Here is an 18080-nt window from a genome sequence, read left to right as displayed (position 1 = left end):
TTAGTGCCCGGCAAAAAACATCTGATTCTCACCAGCCGGAGCACTCCAATGACACAACCCCAGGTTTTGAAAATCCGCCGTCCTGACGACTGGCACGTCCACCTGCGTGATGGCGATATGTTAAAAACCGTGGTGCCGTGGACCAGTGAAACCTACGCCCGCGCCATTGTCATGCCCAATCTCGCTCCCCCTGTGACAACTGTGGATGCTGCGCGTGCGTACCGCCAGCGCATTCTTGATGCCGTACCTGCGGGACATGATTTCACTCCGCTAATGACTTGCTATCTGACCGACAGTCTGAGTGCGGATGAAGTGGAACGTGGGTTTAACGAAAACGTCTTTACGGCGGCAAAACTTTATCCCGCCAATGCCACCACCAACTCCAGCCATGGCGTTACCAGCATTGATGCCATTATGCTGGTGCTGGAGCGTATGGAAAAACTGGGTATGCCGCTGCTGGTGCATGGTGAGGTGACCCACGCCGATATCGATATCTTCGATCGCGAAGCGCGTTTTATTGAAACGGTAATGGAGCCGTTGCGCCAACGCCTTCCTGGGTTGAAAGTGGTATTTGAGCATATCACCACCAAAGACGCGGTTGATTACGTGCGCGAGGGCAACGAACGCCTGGCGGCCACCATTACGCCACAGCATTTGATGTTTAACCGTAACCATATGCTGGTTGGCGGCGTACGTCCGCATCTCTACTGCTTGCCAATCCTTAAACGCAACATCCATCAGCAGGCGCTGCGAGAGTTAGTCGCCAGCGGATTTGAGCGCGCTTTTCTCGGCACTGATTCCGCACCGCACGCACGGCGCCGAAAAGAAGCCAGCTGTGGTTGCGCCGGTTGCTTCAATGCACCAACCGCACTCGGCAGCTACGCTACCGTATTTGAAGAGATGAATGCCTTGCAGCATTTTGAAGCATTCTGCTCACTGAACGGGCCACGTTTTTACGGGCTCCCGCTCAACGAGGGCTTTATTGAGCTGGAACGCATCGAAAGCCTCGTGCCAGAGACCATTGCCCTGACCGATGATACACTAGTACCGTTCCTCGCGGGTGAAACCGTTCGCTGGCGCGTTAAGCAATAAAAATTTTACGTCCCCTGTTGTAAAGGTATTTCATTAACTGTATATATATACAGTAAATACACAGGGGGCTATTATGCGCATTGAAGTGACTATTGCCAAAACCACACCTTTACCGCCAGGTGCTATCGATGCGCTGGCAGGCGAATTATCCCGCCGACTCAATAATTACTATCCCGAACACGATAACAAGATCACTGTTCGTTATGCTGCGGCTAATAACTTGTCGGTGCTTGGTGGTGCAAAAGAAGATAAAGATCGCATAAGTGAAATTTTGCAAGAAACCTGGGAAAGCGCAGACGACTGGTTTATCAACGACTAATTTCTCTTTGCGTTTGTTCTTATTGCCGGGTCGCCCCGGCTTTTTTGTCTGTTTTTTACGCTTTGCATTATTTCTCTAATTCTTTAGTAAAAATATGTGTTTAAGGTTTCGTTTTCTTATTCAAAAAAATCAAACAGCCCAAAAAACATGTTGCAGAGTGTTTATTTATTCGATCATCACCCCCAGATGTTGATATACTAAAGAGGCTTCAAATAAAACACGCATTGAACCTCGAAAGTCGTTGTCTAAATAAACACGCTAATATGGGGGTTATGATGGTAAAGAATAATGAAGTCATCCAGACCCATCCACTGGTCGGATGGGACATCAGTACCGTGGACAGTTACGACGCCCTGATGCTCCGGTTACACTACCAGACCCCAAACAGAGCTGCTCAGGAAGAGACTGAAGTCGGCCAGACATTATGGTTAACGACAGATGTCGCCCGCCAGTTTATATCGATTCTCGAGGCGGGTATTGCCAAGATTGAATCAGGCGATTACCAGCAAGATGAGTACCGTAGGCATTAGTGTTAATGCTGACCTTCATACCAACAGGCACCCTTCAGGGTGCCTTAATTATTTCTACCCTTGTATAACGCCGTCAGGTTAATTACCCTCCTGAACACGCTTTTTCCTGGAGAACACCATGAAATATGACCTGATTATTATCGGCAGCGGATCTGTCGGTGCTGCGACCGGCTACTATGCTACCCGGGCCGGGCTAAATGTGCTGATGACCGATGCGCATCTCCCGCCACACCAGCAAGGCAGCCATCATGGCGATACACGTCTTATTCGCCACGCGTATGGTGAAGGTGAAAAATATGTTCCGCTGGTGCTGCGCGCCCAACAGTTGTGGGAGCAGTTAGCCAGCGAAAGTGGTGAGGCGGTGTTCGAACGGACCGGTGTGATCAACCTCGGACCGGCTGATTCCGACTTTCTCGCTAATGTCGCCGACAGTGCTAAGCAATGGGATCTGGCGGTAGAAAAACTGGATGCGCCTTCGTTGATGGCCCGCTGGCCCGAAATCACCGTACCGGAAGACTATATTGGTCTGTTCGAAGCCGATTCCGGCGTGCTGAGGAGCGAATTGGCTGTAAAAACCTGGATCCGTCTCGCCCAGCAAGCCGGTTGCGCGCAACTGTTTAACTGTCCGGTTACTGCGCTGCGTCATGGCCCTGAAGGTATTACCATCGAAACAGCGGAAGGGGAGTTCGTCGGCAAAAAAGTGTTAATTAGTGCCGGCACCTGGGTACGTCAGTTAATTCCAACACTTCCGGTACAACCCGTACGCAAGGTTTTCGCCTGGTTCCAGGCGGACGGTCGCTACAGCAGCAAAAATCATTTCCCAGCTTTCACCGGTGAAATGCCGAATGGCGACCAGTATTACGGCTTCCCCGCCGAAGACAACGCGCTAAAGATTGGGCGTCATAACGGAGGCCAGCTCATTGACGAGGCGCAACAGCGTACGCCCTTTGGCGATGAAGCGGGAGACGGTTCAGAGTGCTTCGGTTTTCTGCGCCAGTTCTTGCCAGGCATCGGCGGTTGCCTTTATGGTGCTTCATGTACCTATGATAACTCGCCGGATGAAGATTTTATTATTGATACCTTGCCGGAACACCCGGACACGCTGATTATCACTGGACTGAGCGGCCATGGATTTAAATTCGCCCCAGTGTTCGGCGAAATAGCCAGTGCATTTGCGCAAGGTAAATGCAGCGATTTTGATTTAACGCCTTTTTCCCTGTCACGCTTTACCCGATAATCCGTCCGCGGCCTTATTTGTGGCCGCTTTATTTTTCTGCGGAGAGATCATGCGTCGTTTATTCAACTACCTTATTAATAACGTGCGTGAGCATTTGATATTATATATTACGCTGTGGCTACTCGTTGCGCTTATCGACCTGATTTATATTGTATGGTTCTGACCATAACTACGGATAAAAGCTAAAATTCACTTAAAAAAGATGGGATTAAAACAATTTTCCTGAACAACACAAATCTCACATATCCTGCTGCTAACCGCCAGACTGACTTGGTTCTCACTAATCATCTGAACATTAGAAGTTATAATCATTCAAAAAACATGAGTAACGAAGCCGGTAGTGTTGGTGGCAAAACTCATCGGTAAGGTCAAAGATCCATGGCGTGGCGTACGTTCAGGGTTCGATGCTTCCGGCAAAATTGCGCTGAAAAATTTCAATATTACGACCGAACGGGGCAGGCATCGCAGGATGTGAAGTTGATTATTTCCGTTGAGGGTGTACAGCAGAAGACAATAAGCAGGAGAGAGTTTTCCCCCCTCCTGTTTGTATTATTCCGGATCCGGAATACCCATTTTAGTGTTCAGGCGTCCACGTGATTTGTTGAAGATTTTATTGCCATTCTCACGTCCGGCGCGGCGTTTACGCTGCTCCTCTTCTGGCAACTTGCTCTCTTCCTGACACAATTCACTGCAACAGCCCTCATATTTCTCTGCACAAGTTGGGCACTGAATAAACAGCAAATGGCAACCGTCATTGCGACAATTGGTATGCGCGTCGCAAGGCGCACCGCACTGGTGGCAATGGGCAATCACGTCGTCGGAAATGCGTTCCCCCATTCGCTCATCGAAAACGAAATTCTTCCCGACAAAGCGAACAGGCAACCCCTGTTCACGGGCACGGCGGGCATACTCAATAATCCCGCCTTCAATATGCCACACTTTATTAAAACCGTTGTGTTTCATCCAGGCGCTCGCCTTTTCGCAACGAATACCGCCAGTGCAATACATCACAATTTTCTTGTCTTTATGCGCCTGCATCATCTCAACGGCTTTAGGTAACTGCTCGCGGAAGGTATCGGCCGGGATCTCCAGCGCGCCGTCAAAATGCCCCACCTCATATTCATAGTGGTTGCGCATATCGATAAAAATCGCGTCCGGATCGTCGAGCATAGCGTTCACTTCCGCTGCTTTCAGGTAATCGCCGACATCGCTGGCGTCAAAACTCTCATCTTCAATACCGTCAGCAACAATGCGATCGCGCACTTTCATGCGCAGCGCCCAGAATGATTTACCGTCATCGTCAATGGCGATATTCATACGCAGACCATCCAGCGCCGGATCGAAGGCATAAAGAACATCACGCAAAGCCGGGAACCGGCTTTTCGGTACGCTGACCTGGGCATTAATCCCTTCATGGGCAAGATAAATTCGACCAAATACCTTCAGTGCGGTAAACGCCTGGTAAAGGGCATCGCGCGTTTCCTGCGGATTAATAATAGAAAAATATTTATAAAACGAGACCGTAATACGCGGCTCGGTTTCCGCAAGCATGCGCGCTTTTAATTCATCGTTGGCGATGCGGTTGTGTAACACTGGCATGGTGTACGTATCCTGCAAAGTAGAGAGTGAAAAAACGGCGGCATCATAAAGCAAATATTGATAATTTACATCCACACATTTTACGCTACATTTCATCTCAATCTGCTCATTGCGGTATAACAATCACCGGAGAAACAGCCATTCCGTGCGCCGGGATTTTGGCAAACTCTGAAAAAATGCGAGAATACAGGGAATTGTTGCTTAACACAGGACAGTCATGACGCTTTTACCTAAATTTTCAGTCTCACTTTTACACCCTCGTTTTTGGCCAACCTGGTTTGGAATGGGTTTGCTGTGGCTGGTCGTTCAACTCCCCTATCCGGTCATTTATCGCCTGGGGTATAGCATTGGCCATCTGGCTAAGTGTGTAATGAGACGCCGTGTAAAAATCGCCGAGCGCAATCTTGAACTCTGTTTCCCGCAGATGCACGCCGAAGAACGCCAGCGTATGGTTACCAAAAATTTTGAGTCAGTCGGCATGGGTCTAATGGAAACGGGCATGGCCTGGTTCTGGTCAGATCGCCGAATAGCCCGCTGGATGGATGTATCCGGTTTTGAATATGTTCGCAATGTACAGGCACAAAAGCGCGGTATTTTGCTGATTGGCGTGCATTTTCTGACTCTGGAAATGGGCGCGCGCATGTTCGGAATGAATGAGCCCGGGATTGGTGTCTACAGACCGAATGATAATCCGGTTATTGATCTGATGCAGACCTGGGGCCGCATGCGTTCCAACAAAAGCATGCTCGATCGAAAAGATCTTAAAGGTATGATCCGTGCGCTGAAAGCTGGCGAAGTTGTCTGGTACGCCCCGGACCACGATTACGGCCCGCGAGCCAGCGTTTTCGCCCCTTTCTTTGCCGTTGACCAGGCTGCGTCTACTTCCGGCACCTGGATGCTGGCGCGCATGTCTCAGGCCGCTATTGTACCCTTTGTTCCGCGCCGTAAGCCGGATGCGAAAGGCTATGAGTTGATCATGCTGGAACCGGAGTTCTCTCCTCCGCTTGACGATGCAGAAACGACAGCCGCCTGGATGAACAAAGTCGTGGAGCGTTGCATCATGCTGGCTCCCGAACAATATATGTGGCTACATCGCCGCTTTAAGACGCGCCCTGAAGGCGTTCCTTCTCGTTACTGAGCATCTGTAAAGCCCGTATTGCGGGCTTTTTTCACTACACAAAAATCGTCCCACACATTGCAGCAACCATTACCTGAGCGCATAATTAGCATGCTTATCAATTTCCCTTATGCGCGCGTTGCAACAACGCTGTACGGATGGTTATGTCATCTTCTGATGCCCCAATAAACTGGCAACGTAATCTTGCCGTTACCTGGTTTGGTTGTTTTCTTACTGGCGCAGCCTTCAGCCTGGTCATGCCTTTCCTGCCACTGTATGTTGAGCAACTCGGCGTAACCGATCCTGGCGCGCTGAATATATGGTCCGGGCTGGCGTTTAGTATTACCTTTCTGTTTTCTGCCATCGCCTCGCCGTTCTGGGGCGGGCTTGCCGACCGTAAAGGGCGCAAAATTATGTTGCTGCGTTCGGCGCTGGGCATGGCAATTGTCATGGCACTGATGGGAATGGCGCAAAATGTCTGGCAATTTTTAGCCTTACGCGCACTTTTGGGCTTATTGGGTGGCTTTATCCCGAACGCGAATGCCTTGATTGCGACACAAATGCCGCGGAATAAAAGCGGCTGGGCGCTCGGTACCCTTTCTACCGGCGGCGTCGGCGGGGCACTGCTTGGTCCGCTGGCAGGCGGCCTTCTGGCGGATAACTGGGGCCTGCGGATGGTCTTTTTTATCACCGCGTCAGTGCTGTTCCTCTGTTTCCTGCTGACATTGTTCTGTATCCGGGAGAATTTTGTCCCGGTGGCAAAACGCGAAATGCTGCACTTTAAAGAGGTTTTTGCCTCGCTGAAAAACCCAAAACTGGTGCTGAGCCTGTTTATCACCACCATGATTATTCAAGTGGCAACAGGATCCATTGCCCCGATTCTGACGCTATATGTACGCGAGTTGATGGGTAACGTCAGCAATATCGCGTTTATCAGCGGCATAATTGCGTCGGTGCCAGGCGTTGCGGCACTGATGAGCGCTCCTCGTCTGGGAAAACTGGGCGATCGCATCGGCCCGGAGAAAATTCTGGTGGCCGCGCTGGTGATATCCGTGCTGTTGCTGGTACCCATGTCGGTAGTACAAGCCCCCTGGCAACTGGCGATTCTGCGCTTCCTGCTCGGCGCCGCCGATGGTGCATTGCTTCCAGCTGTGCAGACGTTGCTGGTGTATAACTCAACCAGCCAGATTGCCGGGCGCATCTTCAGTTATAACCAGTCATTCCGTGATATTGGCAATGTAACCGGGCCGCTTATTGGTGCAGCGGTTTCCGCCAGCTATGGGTTCCGCGCGGTCTTTTGCGTAACCGCAGGCGTGGTGCTATTTAATGCCATCTATTCCTGGTTTAGCTTACAGCGCCCTGCACGCTTTCATGTTGAAACGCCTACTTCCACAACATCCGTAGTCAGCAGTAAAGAGTGATCGGTTACAGCGCGGGGCCCCCACCCTGCTCTGCCGCATTTTCATAATGACTAATTCCTGTTAAATGTCTGATTACCTCAACCATCATTTGACGCTGGCGAAACCAGCGTCTATAGATTTTTGCAGGTACTTTTTCTGCGACTTGAGGAGTTTTACATGGCTGAATCCGAACTGGAATATTACTCAACACTGTCTGAAGCAATTGATGCCGCACGGGAAATTTTTCTTGCCAGTAATCCCGATGTTGATGAAGACGAGATCAGTGTGCAGCAATTTAATGTGCAAAAGTATATTCTTCAGGATGGCGATATCGCGTGGCAGGCTGAGTTTTTTGCCGATGATGAGGAGCCAGGGGAGTGTCTGCCGATGCTTAGTGGCGAAGCCGCACAAAGCGTATTTGACGGTGATTTCGACGAGATCGAAATAAGCCAGGAGTGGCAGGAAGAAAATACGCTGCACGAATGGGACGAGGGAGAATTTCAACTTGAACCGCCACTCGATACCGAAGAAGGTCAGACCGCCGCAGATGAATGGGATGAGCGCTGATCACTCATAGGGGCCGTGATGTGCATCCAGTGGCAATAGTAAAGTGTCAAACACCAGTGAAAAAGGCAGATCGAGCACAGTAATATAGCGCCATGCCGAATCACGAACGTCCCATTGCACGCCGGGATAGTACTGATTCCCGTGGCCCTGCCCCGGTATAGTTCGACTAATAATGCTGCCGCAGCCGCTCAATAAACAGGACATTACGACAATCAGAATAACTCTCACACCTGACCTCACCTTGCTGTTTGCAGAGTAAAAAAATACCGGCACAATGGCCGGTATTTTCCTTAATGTCGGCTTACTTCGCCTTCAACGCCAGCGGATTCAGCTTCAGCTCTTCATACTGATTTACCCATGAAAGATATCTCTCCGGCGCGGACCATAAGCGATAGTGGAGTCGAGAAAGTGTAACGGGATCGCTTAACAGCACCAGGCGACGATCGCGGTTCAGCTTCTCAGGCGTTTCGTTCAAAGCCTGCTCAACGTGACGGTCGCGGGCAATGTCCAGCACGCGGCTGGAGCGATGACGCGCAGTTGCCATTGCTGTTGCCAGCGCATTGAAAGAAGGATTAAACACCGCGTGCATAAAACCATCCTCCAGCGAACGCGAGCGGTTCAGTTCCAGATAGTTATCGGTATCCACCAGCACCTGCGGCGGTGAATACTCTTCCGGAATGAGGAACAGCTTCCAGCGTTTCGTACGCAGACCCACCGTGGAGCGACTGGAGATCACTGATACAAATGGCGACAGGATCAGCGAGAATACAATCGGCGCCAACCAGAACAGGAAACGCAGATCCAGCCACGCCATTCCCACTGCCCACACCAGCCCCAGCAGTAACTGCGAGCCGTGACGCATAAAGGCTTCACCCCATGGCGTGGAGTCATCATCACGCTGCGGCGAATTCCATACCACTTCCCAGCCGAGGAAAGCACTGACAACAAATACAGTATGGAATAGCATGCGTACAGGCGCCAAAAGCACCGAGAACAGCACTTCCAGCAGCAACGAGATTGTTACGCGGAAGAAGCCGCCATACTCCTTCGGCCCTTTACACCATACCAGAATGATACTGAGTAGCTTCGGCAGGAACAGCAGCACCATCGTCGAGGCAAACAGCGCAATAGCCAACTCAGGACGCCACTGTGGCCATACTGGGAACAGCTGACGAGGCTGCAGGAAGTACTGCGGCTCCGTCAGGGCATGCACCACCTGCAACGCCGTGGAGAGCGCAAGGAACATAAACCACAACGGTGCGGAAAGGTAGGACATTACGCCTGTCAGGAACACTGCGCGGTGTACGGGGTGCATACCTTTGACCAGGAACAGACGGAAGTTCATCAGGTTGCCATGGCACCAACGACGGTCACGCTTCAATTCATCGAGCAGGTTCGGCGGAAGCTCTTCGTACGAACCCGGCAGGTCATATGCGATCCAAACGCCCCAGCCCGCACGACGCATCAGCGCTGCTTCCACGAAGTCATGCGACAAAATGGATCCCGCAAAAGAGCCTTCACCCGGCAGCGGCGCCAGCGCGCAGTGTTCGATAAACGGCTTAACGCGGATAATTGCGTTATGCCCCCAGTAGTGGGATTCCCCCAACTGCCAGAAGTGTAGCCCCGCAGTAAACAGCGGCCCGTAAACGCGGGTGGCAAATTGCTGGCAGCGCGCGTAGAGCGTATCCATACCGGACGCTTTCGGCGACGACTGGATGATCCCGGCATTGGGGTTGGCTTCCATCAGACGCACCAGCCCGGTCAGACATTCACCGCTCATCACAGAGTCTGCGTCCAGCACAACCATGTAACTGTACTGGCTGCCCCAGCGACGGCAGAAGTCGTCGATGTTGCCGCTTTTACGTTTCACACGGCGACGACGACGGCGATAGAAGATCTGCCCTTCGCCCTGTACTTCCGCGATCAGCTCCATCCACGCTTTCTGCTCAGCAACGCAGATATCCGGGTTATAACTGTCGCTGAGGATATAGACGTCGAAATGCTGTTGCTGCCCGGTGGCTTTAACTGATTCCCAGGTCGCACGCAGCCCCGCAAAAACGCGATCCACATCTTCATTACAGATAGGCATAATCAACGCGGTACGATGTTCCGGATTAAGCGGCTCATCACCCACCGTTGAGTGCGAAATACTGTACTTGTCGCGGCCGATCAGCAACTGCAGGAAGCCCATTAGCGCCGTCCAGAAACCGGCGGATACCCAACAGAATAAAACGGCGAACAGAATCAGGATGCCGGTTTGCAGCACGTACGGCAGCAACTGCATAAAAGAAACCCACAGATTCTGGCCCGCCATATCGGTCGGGTTGATCAGTGCCCAGCCCTGATAAGGCAGGATGGTTTTCATATACCAGGTTGCCACCACCGTCTGCGCGAGCGTCAGCAGCAGTAAAATATAACGGCGGACTGAGCCGACAGTACGCCATTTCTGTTCGTGTGCCTGCTCTTCTTTCGTCAGACGAGAAAGATAACGTGGCACCACTTCCCGCCCACGTAGGCGATCCCAAAAACGTCCGATAGGGTTGGTACGCCACGGATCGGGAAACATGGAAGAACGCTTCGCTTTCGGCATCGCCTGAAGTTGCGCACGCCCTTCGTCATCCTTAATAAGCTGCTCTTTGCCCAGTGAATCCGGCCAGCTGTGCTGCAAGCGCGCCGTCACAGAACCCAATGGCGTATCGTCTGCACGTTTCCAGTCTGTGTGTTCAGCATCCAGCGCCTGATGCACGCTCAGAATACTCTCTGTCGGCAGCACTGCTTTCTCCGCATCCGTAAGCGGCAGCGCGTCGATATACTCAGTTGTCTTATTCATTGGCAGGTAGCTGATAGCTCCAGGTTTCACTCAGGGTCTGGTTGGCATTAACCAGGGCCGCGCGCATATCCGTCGTTTTCTTCGGATCTTTAACTTTCACGCGCAACATCAAGCGCCAACCTTGCGTCACTGGATTATAGCGAACGGTGTTTTCCACGATTTCGCCGTTATCGCCAATGCTGGCTTGCGCCGTGACTGGGGTGTCCCGCGGCATTTTTTTCATATCCTGGCCGGTAAAATCGACGACAAATGCAATCGTTCCGTCAGGCTGACGAATCAGGTTCGACTGTTTTACATCCCCGGTCGAACGACGGGTTTGCAGTACCCAGGCGTTGTCTGGCGCATGCAATTTATCTTCGTCGCGACTAAAGGTGATGGTGTATTTAAAGTTCATCTCCTTGCCTGGTTCCGGCAGTTGATCCGGCGTCCAGTAAGCCACGATGTTGTCGTTGGTCTCGTCATTAGTCGGAATTTCAACCAGCTCAACCTTCCCTTTACCCCACTCGCCTTTCGGCGTGACCCATGCGCTCGGACGCAGATCGTAGCGGTCATCAATGTCTTCAAAACGGGAGAACTGACGTCCACGCTGCAACAAGCCAAAGCCCTGCGGGTTTTCCATCTCATAGCTGCTGACAGCCAGGTGTTTCGGGTTGTTCAGTGGACGCCAGATCCATTCACCGTTGCCAGCAAGCATCGACAGACCGTTAGAATCATGCAGCTCCGGGCGGTAGTTGATCGCCGGAGAGGGCTGCGACGGACCGAACAGGAACATACTGGTCAGCGGTGCAATACCCAGTTTGCCCACTTTATCGCGCAGGTAAATTTTGGACTGCACATCCACTACGGTATCGCGACCAGGAATAATGACGAAGCGATAGGCACCCGTGGCGCGTGGTGAATCCAGCAATGCGTAAATCGTCAGGCGTTTATCGCCAGGCTTGGGACGCTCGATCCAGAATTCACGAAAACGCGGGAACTCTTCACCGGAGGGAAGCGCAGTATCAATTGCCAGACCGCGTGCGGAAAGCCCATAAACCTGACCTGCGCCAATCACGCGGAAGTAGCTTGCGCCCAGCATGCTGACGATTTCATCGTTTTTATCTTTATTATTAATGGGGTAAAGAACTTTGAAACCAGCAAAACCAAGATCTTTTACAGTGTCTTTATCGTGCTGAACGTTACCGAAATTAAAGTAGTCCGGGCTGTATTTAATTTGGCGAACGGCGTTGGCGGTCACTTCGTTGATGGTCACCGGCGTATCGAAATACATGCCCTGATGATAAAACTCAAGCTTAAACGGGGTGTTGGTCGCGTTCCAGTAGGCTTTGTCGTGGTTGAACTGAATCTGCTGATAGTCCGCGTATTTCATGTCGCGGAACGCAGAGGGCAGATTGCTCTTGGGTGCTTCATAGCCTTTGCCAGCCAGGGATTGAGCCTGTTTTGCGACATCGTCAATAGAAAAAGCCCAGCCTGATGACGTATAAAGTGACAACAGAACCGCAGCACCTACCCAACGCATTTTCATCATTTGTAATTTAGGTTTCATAATAACTAAGCACTTCCCCCTTTGTGTGCTTAAATCGATCCGATCCATTTTAATGGAAACTCAGCCAATCCGACAACTGAATCCCTGTATTGTTCTGCCCGCTGGCTCTTTGACCAGGCAAAGAAACCCACCTTTGTCGTTTTACAGGCTTATCCTGGAGACAGGTTATAGGGCATAGTGTAGGGTTAGTTTCGAATGTAACCCTTATCTTTCTTATGAATAAGGCGAAAAGTCTTAGAATGCCCGGAGCTATATGGTCAGAGTACCCACACAACGAGAATATTTCCTCGATTCCATCCGTGCGTGGTTAATGCTGCTTGGGATCCCGTTCCACATCTCGCTGATTTATTCCAGTCATATGTGGCACGTTAACAGTACCTACCCTTCCTGGTGGCTAACCCTGTTTAATGACGCTATTCATGCGTTTCGTATGCAGGTGTTTTTTGTTATATCCGGTTATTTTTCATACATGCTATATCTGCGTTATCCTCTGAAACGCTGGTGGAGGGTGCGCGTTGAGCGCGTCGGTATACCGATGCTCACCGCAATTCCGTTACTCACGTTGCCACAATTTATTATGTTGCAATATGTGAACAACAATACCGAGCAATGGCGCACCTTATCGGCGTATGACAAATTCAATACACTGTCGTGGGAGTTGATATCTCATTTATGGTTTCTGTTGGTACTTGTCATATTAACAACGGTTGGCATGTGGTTGTTTAAAAAAATAAAAAACCATGCCGATCGCCTGCTTGCTTCTATTTCACTCGGGACGCTTTCCCTCTGGTTCCTGCTACTGGGCATTGTCTGGGCCACATTTCGGCGCATTATTTTTCTGTTGTATCCTGATATATTGCGCGATGCACTGTTTAATTTCGCCGTCATGCAGTCGCTGTTTTACATTCCATTCTTTATCCTTGGTGCGCTGACTTTCATAAATCCACGACTAAAATCACTTTTTACCACACCGTCACCGTGGTGTATGGCTGGCTCAGCGCTGGCGTTTGTTGCTTATCTGCTTAACCAGCGCTATGGCAATGGCGATGCGTGGATGTATGAGACTGAAGCGGTAATTACTATGCTGCTGGGGCTGTGGATGGTGAATGTGGTGTTCTCGCTGGGGCACCGGTTGCTTAATTTTCAGTCGCCGCGAGTGAGTTATTTTGTCAATGCGTCTCTGTTTATTTATCTGGTACACCACCCACTGACCCTACTCTTCGGCGCATGGATAACCCCACATATTCAGTCGAACGCGTTAGGTTTTGTCACCGGGCTGGTATTCGTCATTGGGATTGCAGTTTTGCTGTACGAAATTCACTTGCGCATTCCGCTGCTGCGTTTTCTCTTCTCCGGTAAACCGCAGGAGAAAGAGGTAAAAACGCACGCTACCGCCCGTTGATTTCGCAGGCGGCTCACGACGAGCGGCCTGCGTTTCCCCTATTTTGCAGACTCTTCGCCCTGCTGAGTTAATAAATGCTGGTAAAGATGCGCTGTTTCGGCATCAAAGCAGACAAACAAAACCTGCTGTAGCTGCGGTCGCCGGATCAGATGCGCAGAAACCGTATTGACCGCAATTTCTGCCGCTGCCGGTTTCGGATAGCCGTATACACCAGTGCTTATCGCCGGGAAGGCAATCGAGGTATATCCGTTAGCCTCAGCGAGCAACAAACTGTTACGGTACGCATCCTCCAGCAGACGAGCTTCGTGTTCGCCTCCGCCATGCCAAACCGGCCCAACCGTGTGGATCACCGCCTTGGCACGCAAATTTCCTGCCGTGGTAATCACCGAATGCCCAGGAGGACACTCCCCCTGCTGCTGACGCACCTGCTGACACGCCTTCAATAATTCCGGTCCTGCCGCACGATGAATAGCGCCATCAACACCCCCCCCGCCTAGTAGCGACGAGTTTGCGGCATTCACAATAACATCAACCTCAAGAGTCGTAATATCCCCTTGAAGTACCTGCATACGTGGCTGCATTTTTGCCCCCTTTCCGGTCAACCAACCGTCTTTGCGATAAGTGTATCCTGGGCGGGGGGCAACATGCAGTCACAATCAGCGATAACTGATAACGACAATGGCCCTGGAATGCTCAGGATCGAGATAGCGCACCTCAATTTTCGCCAGCGATGCAAAAGACTGCCCATCAATGTCGCGAAGAGAAAATTGCCGCGTTTCAACCTTTTTCCCCTGCGGACAAGAGAGCTGAAGTTGCTGTGCGTGGAAACGATAATCGCAGCCATCCTCAACAATCGCGCCCTGGAAGTGAATGATCCCGCCCGTCGTCGCAGCACCGACAGAAGTGGTAGATAAAAGGATAAACAGAGGAAACAGGAATACCATGAAAAGCCGCATAAACACCTCACAGATTACTCATCTTTGATGGTGGGAGTCAGATATTCCACCTATCTGACTCATCGGCTTTTTTAATTAATCACTTTAATAGTGTCGGTACGCAAAACAGGACATTTTTGATTATCATTCTGTTTTTAAAAGATCTTTTTGTTGATGCGGTTTATATTTTTTCTTGCTCATTTAGCAAAGACTGCGCGCGGCGAGCCGCGATCCACAGGCCGCTATTTTTCATGGCATAGCCGAATAGCAGCCCGACGGCGAGCGAAGGTACAATCATACGCCACTCGCTCTGCCCGGCAAACATCGCGCAGGCCCCCATAAACGTGCCCGGAACAAAAGAGAGCAGCAAACTTTTGGCTTGCAAACACATCAGGAACGCCACCACGCCGGTCATCATATAACCGACGATCGCCAAATGCGGTGCCAGCGCTGCACCGTGAATAATCACTTGCGCCCAGACAACGCCACTCATAACGGTACAGACGGAAATAAGCAGCCCTTTCAACCCGCCCTGCGGGCAGGCGAAATAGGCCGTACATCCGAGAAAGCCCGCCCAGCTAATCAAGCCGAGGGAAACCGCTACCCAACCCCAAAGGCCAGAGAGGATACCCGTCGTCAGTGCAATAGAAAGGAGAATGTTCATGGTGCGCATCATAACAAATGCGCACCGAGGTTATGTGATTACAAGCACATTACTTGAAACAATGAATTATCCGTTACATTAAATTAGTGATGCAAATCACATTATCAAGCGGATTCTTCCTGCAGTTCATCCCACATTGCTGCAATCGCATCGCGCGCAAGCGGCGCCATTGTACGCCAGAACGGCGTAGTAGCGTGGGCTTCAACCTTACCGAAGAACGTGCCGCACCAAGGCAACAGATAGTCAGCGAACAGCGTTTCCAGTGCTTCGCTTTCGTCTTCAGTCGACTGGTCTTCTAGCCAGGAGGCTGCCAGCAACAATGTACCAATATGATCGGCTGGCGCATCGGTTAATGGCATGCCACGGCTCGACAAAAATGAACGTGCTTCGGCTTCTGTAGCGCCATCCACCCAGGCGCTACGAAACGGCGGCACCCGGCACTCTTCGCCGACAAAAAGCGCGTTGTAATCAGCAGCCAGCGCCTGCGCATCGCAGTTTTTTTGCAAGCGCTCCAGCAGTTCATCCTGCTCCAGAGGCCAGCTTTCCGTCAGCTTCCCCTCGCGGATCATGGTGTACAGCGGCACCAGCAGCGGATCCTGCGGCTGACGGTAAAACAGCGAGCCGAGCACGCGGCAGAGGATAGAAAATTCGTTCATTCAATTGTTCCAGTCAGTATTAAAGTTCAGAAAACTCAGCAATCGGTGCCATGCCACGAGACTCAAGGAAACTCAGCAGGCGATGCGGTGAGACATTCAGAATACGTTCTTCCGGGAATCCGACATCATCGAGCACCTTACGGCATTCGGTGAAATCACCCAGCGTAAACGCGGTGTGAGAATCCGATCCCAGCGCGACCCAGCCACCAGCATCACGCACCGCGGCGGCAATCGCACGGCAGTTAGCTTCACTGCCTATGCGTGAGTGCATAAAGGAAGAGTTGTTAATTTCCAGCGCCACCTGATATTTCGCGGCAGCTTCCGCGATGGCAGGAATATCAACCTCAAATTTCGGGTTGCCAGGATGGCTAATAATATGCACGTTGCCGCTGGCCATAGTGGCAATCATCGCCTGCGTATGTGTGGTTTTATCCTGCGGCGGAAAGACCGGTTCATGGAAACCAGCAATAATCAGATCGAGTGATGTCAGCATCGGGCCGGTGCAGTCAATCTCACCATCAATGTTTTTAATGTTGGCCTCAATACCGCGTAAAATCCCCACGCCATCCACCAGACGCGGCCAGATACGCATATTGACGAAGTGCCAGTAATGTGGCGCATCCGCCATATCCGGGCCGTGGTCAGTAATGGCAAACAGTTTGATGCCTTTGCTTTTTGCTTCAGCAATATAATCATGAAGCGTGCTATAAGCATGGGTGCTGGCGACGGTATGCATATGCAGGTCAACGGGGTACATGTCTCACTCCTGTCGTTATTTCTTGCAAGGATAGCAGTTATCGGTGTCGATTTTAATGACAAAACCCGGCCGGGCCGGGCTTTCGTCAATAACCCCGAACTCTGTCAACGCGCCCGCTGACGGTTTCTCCTCGCTCCAGTTTGCCAATCGTGTGGCTGATAAACTCAATGGCTTCGTTCGGTCTCGTGAACGCCGCAATGTGCGGAGTCATTGCGACACGCGGATGCGCCCACAGCGGATTATCGGCGGGCAACGGCTCGCGGCTAAACACATCAAGCATGGCGCCCTTCACCTTTCCGCTCTCCAGCGCCGCCAGCAGATCGGCTTCCACAACGTGGACGCCGCGCGCCAGGTTCATCACATAACTGTGTTCGGCGAGTTGGTTAAGCAGCGATTGATTAATAAGACCCACTGTTTCCGACGTATTCGGTAGCAAGTTGATCAGCACACGAGTGCCCTGTAAAAAATCCCCGAGTTCTTCAGGGCCGGCAAAACTTTGTATACCGGGCAGCGACTTACGGCTGCGACTCCAGCAACGAACCGGAAATCCCCACGGCAGCAGGCTTTCCGCGACTTTTGAACCCAGTACCCCCGCGCCAAGAATACCAACAGTAAAATCACCGTGCGCATACTCCTCCAGTTGTTGCCATCGGGACTGCTGTTTTAACACCTGATAATCATCAAAACGCCGGAACCAGTGCAATACCTGACTTACCGCATACTCTTGCATTTGCGATCCCATGCCGGTGTCTTCCAGACGGAATAGCGGAATATCATCAGCCAGCATCCCTGGGTTGGCGCTGAGTTGACCGAGAATGGCATCTACTCCTGCACCAAGCGCAAACACCCCTTTCAGTTTACGCCCTTTAAGCATTTCGACAGGTGGATGCCACACCAGGGCGTAATCCGCCGGGGCATTATCGCCTGCTGTCCATGCACGAACATGTGCATGTGGCATTGCCTTATGCAGTGTGTTAATCCAGTAATCACTATTAAAGGAAGGGTGATAAAAAATAATGTCCATACCAACTCCAAAACGCGTTGTGATGTATCCGGATAATTTCCGGTTCTGTTGGTGATTTTTAAAAGGGTGATCAGCATAACAAATTTCTTCTGTACGCCGCGGAGAAAGTACCGTGACGAGAAAAAAAGCGATTTCAGAACGTTTACGAAGCAGGTTGTTTGAAGTTTGTCTAAACGCGCGAATTTGTTGAAAAAGAAGATTGACGCCGCAATGGCTTTTCCCTACATTAGCGCCCGTCCCGATGACATCGGGAAGACAATGTGGTGAGGTGTCCGAGTGGCTGAAGGAGCACGCCTGGAAAGTGTGTATACGGCAACGTATCGGGGGTTCGAATCCCCCCCTCACCGCCATCATTTCAGATAAGAGCCTGTACGAAAGTACGGGCTTTTTTCTTTTACATTCTCC

Annotated in this window: 19 protein-coding genes, 1 tRNA gene and 1 pseudogene; 11 read left to right on the top strand and 10 right to left on the bottom strand. The window is 51.3% G+C overall.

All coding sequences use genetic code 11. The annotated features are described in order from the left end of the window. The first annotated feature begins 48 nt into the window (after positions 1-48). The 6 genes and pseudogenes from pyrC to BM427_RS04475 all read left to right on the top strand — a co-directional run. Positions 49-1092: a dihydroorotase gene (gene pyrC, locus BM427_RS04500; RefSeq protein WP_090119591.1), complete on the top strand. Its 1044-nt coding sequence runs from the start codon at positions 49-51 to the stop codon at positions 1090-1092. Between the two features lie 73 nt (positions 1093-1165). Continuing rightward, positions 1166-1411 (top strand): DNA damage-inducible protein I, encoded by a 246-nt coding sequence (dinI, locus tag BM427_RS04495; RefSeq protein ID WP_007374461.1) that lies wholly within the window; start codon positions 1166-1168, stop codon positions 1409-1411. Between the two features lie 275 nt (positions 1412-1686). Further along, a complete protein-coding gene (gene bssS / locus BM427_RS04490) occupies positions 1687-1941 on the top strand; it encodes a biofilm formation regulator BssS (protein ID WP_007374460.1) in 255 nt (84 codons plus the stop codon). A gap of 118 nt (positions 1942-2059) precedes the next feature. Continuing rightward, the gene (gene solA, locus BM427_RS04485) at positions 2060-3178 is read left to right on the top strand and encodes an N-methyl-L-tryptophan oxidase (RefSeq protein WP_090119589.1); all 1119 of its coding nucleotides are present in this window, start codon (positions 2060-2062) and stop codon (positions 3176-3178) included. Between the two features lie 49 nt (positions 3179-3227). After that, complete coding sequence (locus BM427_RS04480) at positions 3228-3341, top strand: YceO family protein (RefSeq protein WP_090119587.1); 114 nt, start codon at positions 3228-3230, stop codon at positions 3339-3341. 162 nt (positions 3342-3503) lie between these two features. Next, a pseudogene (locus BM427_RS04475) lies at positions 3504-3688 on the top strand (YceI family protein); the annotation flags it as partial. Positions 3689-3727: 39 nt separating this feature from the next. Here the strand turns inward: BM427_RS04475 and trhO are convergent. Further along, the gene (gene trhO, locus BM427_RS04470; protein WP_090119586.1) at positions 3728-4777 is read right to left on the bottom strand and encodes an oxygen-dependent tRNA uridine(34) hydroxylase TrhO; all 1050 of its coding nucleotides are present in this window, start codon (positions 4775-4777) and stop codon (positions 3728-3730) included. A 217-nt stretch (positions 4778-4994) separates the two neighbouring features. Between trhO and BM427_RS04465 the strand changes: the two genes are divergently transcribed. From BM427_RS04465 to BM427_RS04455, 3 genes are all read left to right on the top strand, one after another. Further along, positions 4995-5915, top strand: coding sequence for a Kdo(2)-lipid IV(A) acyltransferase (locus tag BM427_RS04465; RefSeq protein WP_090119585.1), 921 nt, complete (start codon positions 4995-4997; stop codon positions 5913-5915). A 143-nt stretch (positions 5916-6058) separates the two neighbouring features. Then, entirely contained in the window at positions 6059-7315 is a 1257-nt protein-coding gene (gene mdtG / locus BM427_RS04460) for a multidrug efflux MFS transporter MdtG (protein ID WP_090119583.1), read from the top strand. 171 nt (positions 7316-7486) lie between these two features. After that, positions 7487-7861: a MysB family protein gene (locus tag BM427_RS04455; protein ID WP_090120678.1), complete on the top strand. Its 375-nt coding sequence runs from the start codon at positions 7487-7489 to the stop codon at positions 7859-7861. Here BM427_RS04455 and BM427_RS04450 read toward each other — a convergent pair whose 3' ends face one another. The 3 genes from BM427_RS04450 to mdoG all read right to left on the bottom strand — a co-directional run bounded on the left by BM427_RS04450 (position 7862) and on the right by mdoG (position 12219). Then, positions 7862-8089 carry a YceK/YidQ family lipoprotein gene (locus BM427_RS04450; protein WP_090119580.1) on the bottom strand — a complete coding sequence of 76 codons (228 nt, stop codon included), beginning with the start codon at positions 8087-8089 and terminating at the stop codon, positions 7862-7864. A gap of 73 nt (positions 8090-8162) precedes the next feature. Then, positions 8163-10691, bottom strand: coding sequence for a glucans biosynthesis glucosyltransferase MdoH (gene mdoH, locus BM427_RS04445; RefSeq protein ID WP_090119578.1), 2529 nt, complete (start codon positions 10689-10691; stop codon positions 8163-8165). Continuing rightward, positions 10684-12219: a glucans biosynthesis protein MdoG gene (mdoG, locus tag BM427_RS04440; protein WP_090120677.1), complete on the bottom strand. Its 1536-nt coding sequence runs from the start codon at positions 12217-12219 to the stop codon at positions 10684-10686. Before mdoG ends, mdoH begins: the two co-directional genes overlap by 8 nt. A gap of 271 nt (positions 12220-12490) precedes the next feature. On the opposite strand from mdoG, the gene mdoC reads away from it, so the two are divergent. Then, on the top strand, positions 12491-13639 hold the full coding sequence (gene mdoC / locus BM427_RS04435) for a glucans biosynthesis protein MdoC (protein ID WP_090119576.1): 1149 nt from the start codon (positions 12491-12493) through the stop codon (positions 13637-13639). Positions 13640-13677: 38 nt separating this feature from the next. On the opposite strand, the gene ymdB is transcribed toward mdoC, so the two are convergent. The 6 genes from ymdB to ghrA form a co-directional block, all read right to left on the bottom strand. Beyond that, entirely contained in the window at positions 13678-14220 is a 543-nt protein-coding gene (ymdB, locus tag BM427_RS04430) for an O-acetyl-ADP-ribose deacetylase (RefSeq protein WP_090119574.1), read from the bottom strand. A 75-nt stretch (positions 14221-14295) separates the two neighbouring features. Then, complete coding sequence (locus BM427_RS04425; protein ID WP_090119572.1) at positions 14296-14595, bottom strand: YmdA family protein; 300 nt, start codon at positions 14593-14595, stop codon at positions 14296-14298. Between the two features lie 160 nt (positions 14596-14755). After that, the gene (locus BM427_RS04420; protein ID WP_208809149.1) at positions 14756-15238 is read right to left on the bottom strand and encodes a DUF1097 domain-containing protein; all 483 of its coding nucleotides are present in this window, start codon (positions 15236-15238) and stop codon (positions 14756-14758) included. A gap of 104 nt (positions 15239-15342) precedes the next feature. Beyond that, positions 15343-15894, bottom strand: a complete 552-nt coding sequence (locus BM427_RS04415; RefSeq protein WP_090119568.1) for a TorD/DmsD family molecular chaperone — start codon at positions 15892-15894, stop codon at positions 15343-15345. 19 nt (positions 15895-15913) lie between these two features. After that, entirely contained in the window at positions 15914-16651 is a 738-nt protein-coding gene (locus BM427_RS04410) for a phosphatase (RefSeq protein ID WP_090119566.1), read from the bottom strand. Positions 16652-16736: 85 nt separating this feature from the next. After that, complete coding sequence (ghrA, locus tag BM427_RS04405) at positions 16737-17675, bottom strand: glyoxylate/hydroxypyruvate reductase GhrA (RefSeq protein WP_090119565.1); 939 nt, start codon at positions 17673-17675, stop codon at positions 16737-16739. Positions 17676-17937: 262 nt separating this feature from the next. On the opposite strand from ghrA, the gene BM427_RS04400 reads away from it, so the two are divergent. After that, a tRNA-Ser gene (locus BM427_RS04400) sits at positions 17938-18025 on the top strand. Positions 18026-18080 lie beyond the last annotated feature (55 nt).

This window comes from Kosakonia arachidis, assembly GCF_900116535.1.
GTDB lineage: Bacteria > Pseudomonadota > Gammaproteobacteria > Enterobacterales > Enterobacteriaceae > Kosakonia > Kosakonia arachidis.
This window is presented reverse-complemented; position numbering and strand designations above follow the sequence as displayed.

Bases quoted from the DNA above. Each gene is read 5' to 3' on its own strand.
- BM427_RS04480 (WP_090119587.1), top strand. From the start codon at position 3,228: ATGCGTCGTTTATTCAACTACCTTATTAATAACGTGCGTGAGCATTTG.
- solA (WP_090119589.1), top strand. From the start codon at position 2,060: ATGAAATATGACCTGATTATTATCGGCAGCGGATCTGTCGGTGCTGCG.
- mdoC (WP_090119576.1), top strand. From the start codon at position 12,491: ATGGTCAGAGTACCCACACAACGAGAATATTTCCTCGATTCCATCCGT.
- trhO (WP_090119586.1), bottom strand. From the start codon at position 4,777: ATGCCAGTGTTACACAACCGCATCGCCAACGATGAATTAAAAGCGCGC.
- BM427_RS04420 (WP_208809149.1), bottom strand. From the start codon at position 15,238: ATGAACATTCTCCTTTCTATTGCACTGACGACGGGTATCCTCTCTGGC.
- bssS (WP_007374460.1), top strand. From the start codon at position 1,687: ATGGTAAAGAATAATGAAGTCATCCAGACCCATCCACTGGTCGGATGG.
- BM427_RS04415 (WP_090119568.1), bottom strand. From the start codon at position 15,894: ATGAACGAATTTTCTATCCTCTGCCGCGTGCTCGGCTCGCTGTTTTAC.
- mdoG (WP_090120677.1), bottom strand. From the start codon at position 12,219: ATGATGAAAATGCGTTGGGTAGGTGCTGCGGTTCTGTTGTCACTTTAT.
- BM427_RS04425 (WP_090119572.1), bottom strand. From the start codon at position 14,595: ATGCGGCTTTTCATGGTATTCCTGTTTCCTCTGTTTATCCTTTTATCT.
- BM427_RS04465 (WP_090119585.1), top strand. From the start codon at position 4,995: ATGACGCTTTTACCTAAATTTTCAGTCTCACTTTTACACCCTCGTTTT.
- pyrC (WP_090119591.1), top strand. From the start codon at position 49: ATGACACAACCCCAGGTTTTGAAAATCCGCCGTCCTGACGACTGGCAC.
- dinI (WP_007374461.1), top strand. From the start codon at position 1,166: ATGCGCATTGAAGTGACTATTGCCAAAACCACACCTTTACCGCCAGGT.
- mdoH (WP_090119578.1), bottom strand. From the start codon at position 10,691: ATGAATAAGACAACTGAGTATATCGACGCGCTGCCGCTTACGGATGCG.
- BM427_RS04410 (WP_090119566.1), bottom strand. From the start codon at position 16,651: ATGTACCCCGTTGACCTGCATATGCATACCGTCGCCAGCACCCATGCT.
- ghrA (WP_090119565.1), bottom strand. From the start codon at position 17,675: ATGGACATTATTTTTTATCACCCTTCCTTTAATAGTGATTACTGGATT.
- mdtG (WP_090119583.1), top strand. From the start codon at position 6,059: ATGTCATCTTCTGATGCCCCAATAAACTGGCAACGTAATCTTGCCGTT.
- ymdB (WP_090119574.1), bottom strand. From the start codon at position 14,220: ATGCAGCCACGTATGCAGGTACTTCAAGGGGATATTACGACTCTTGAG.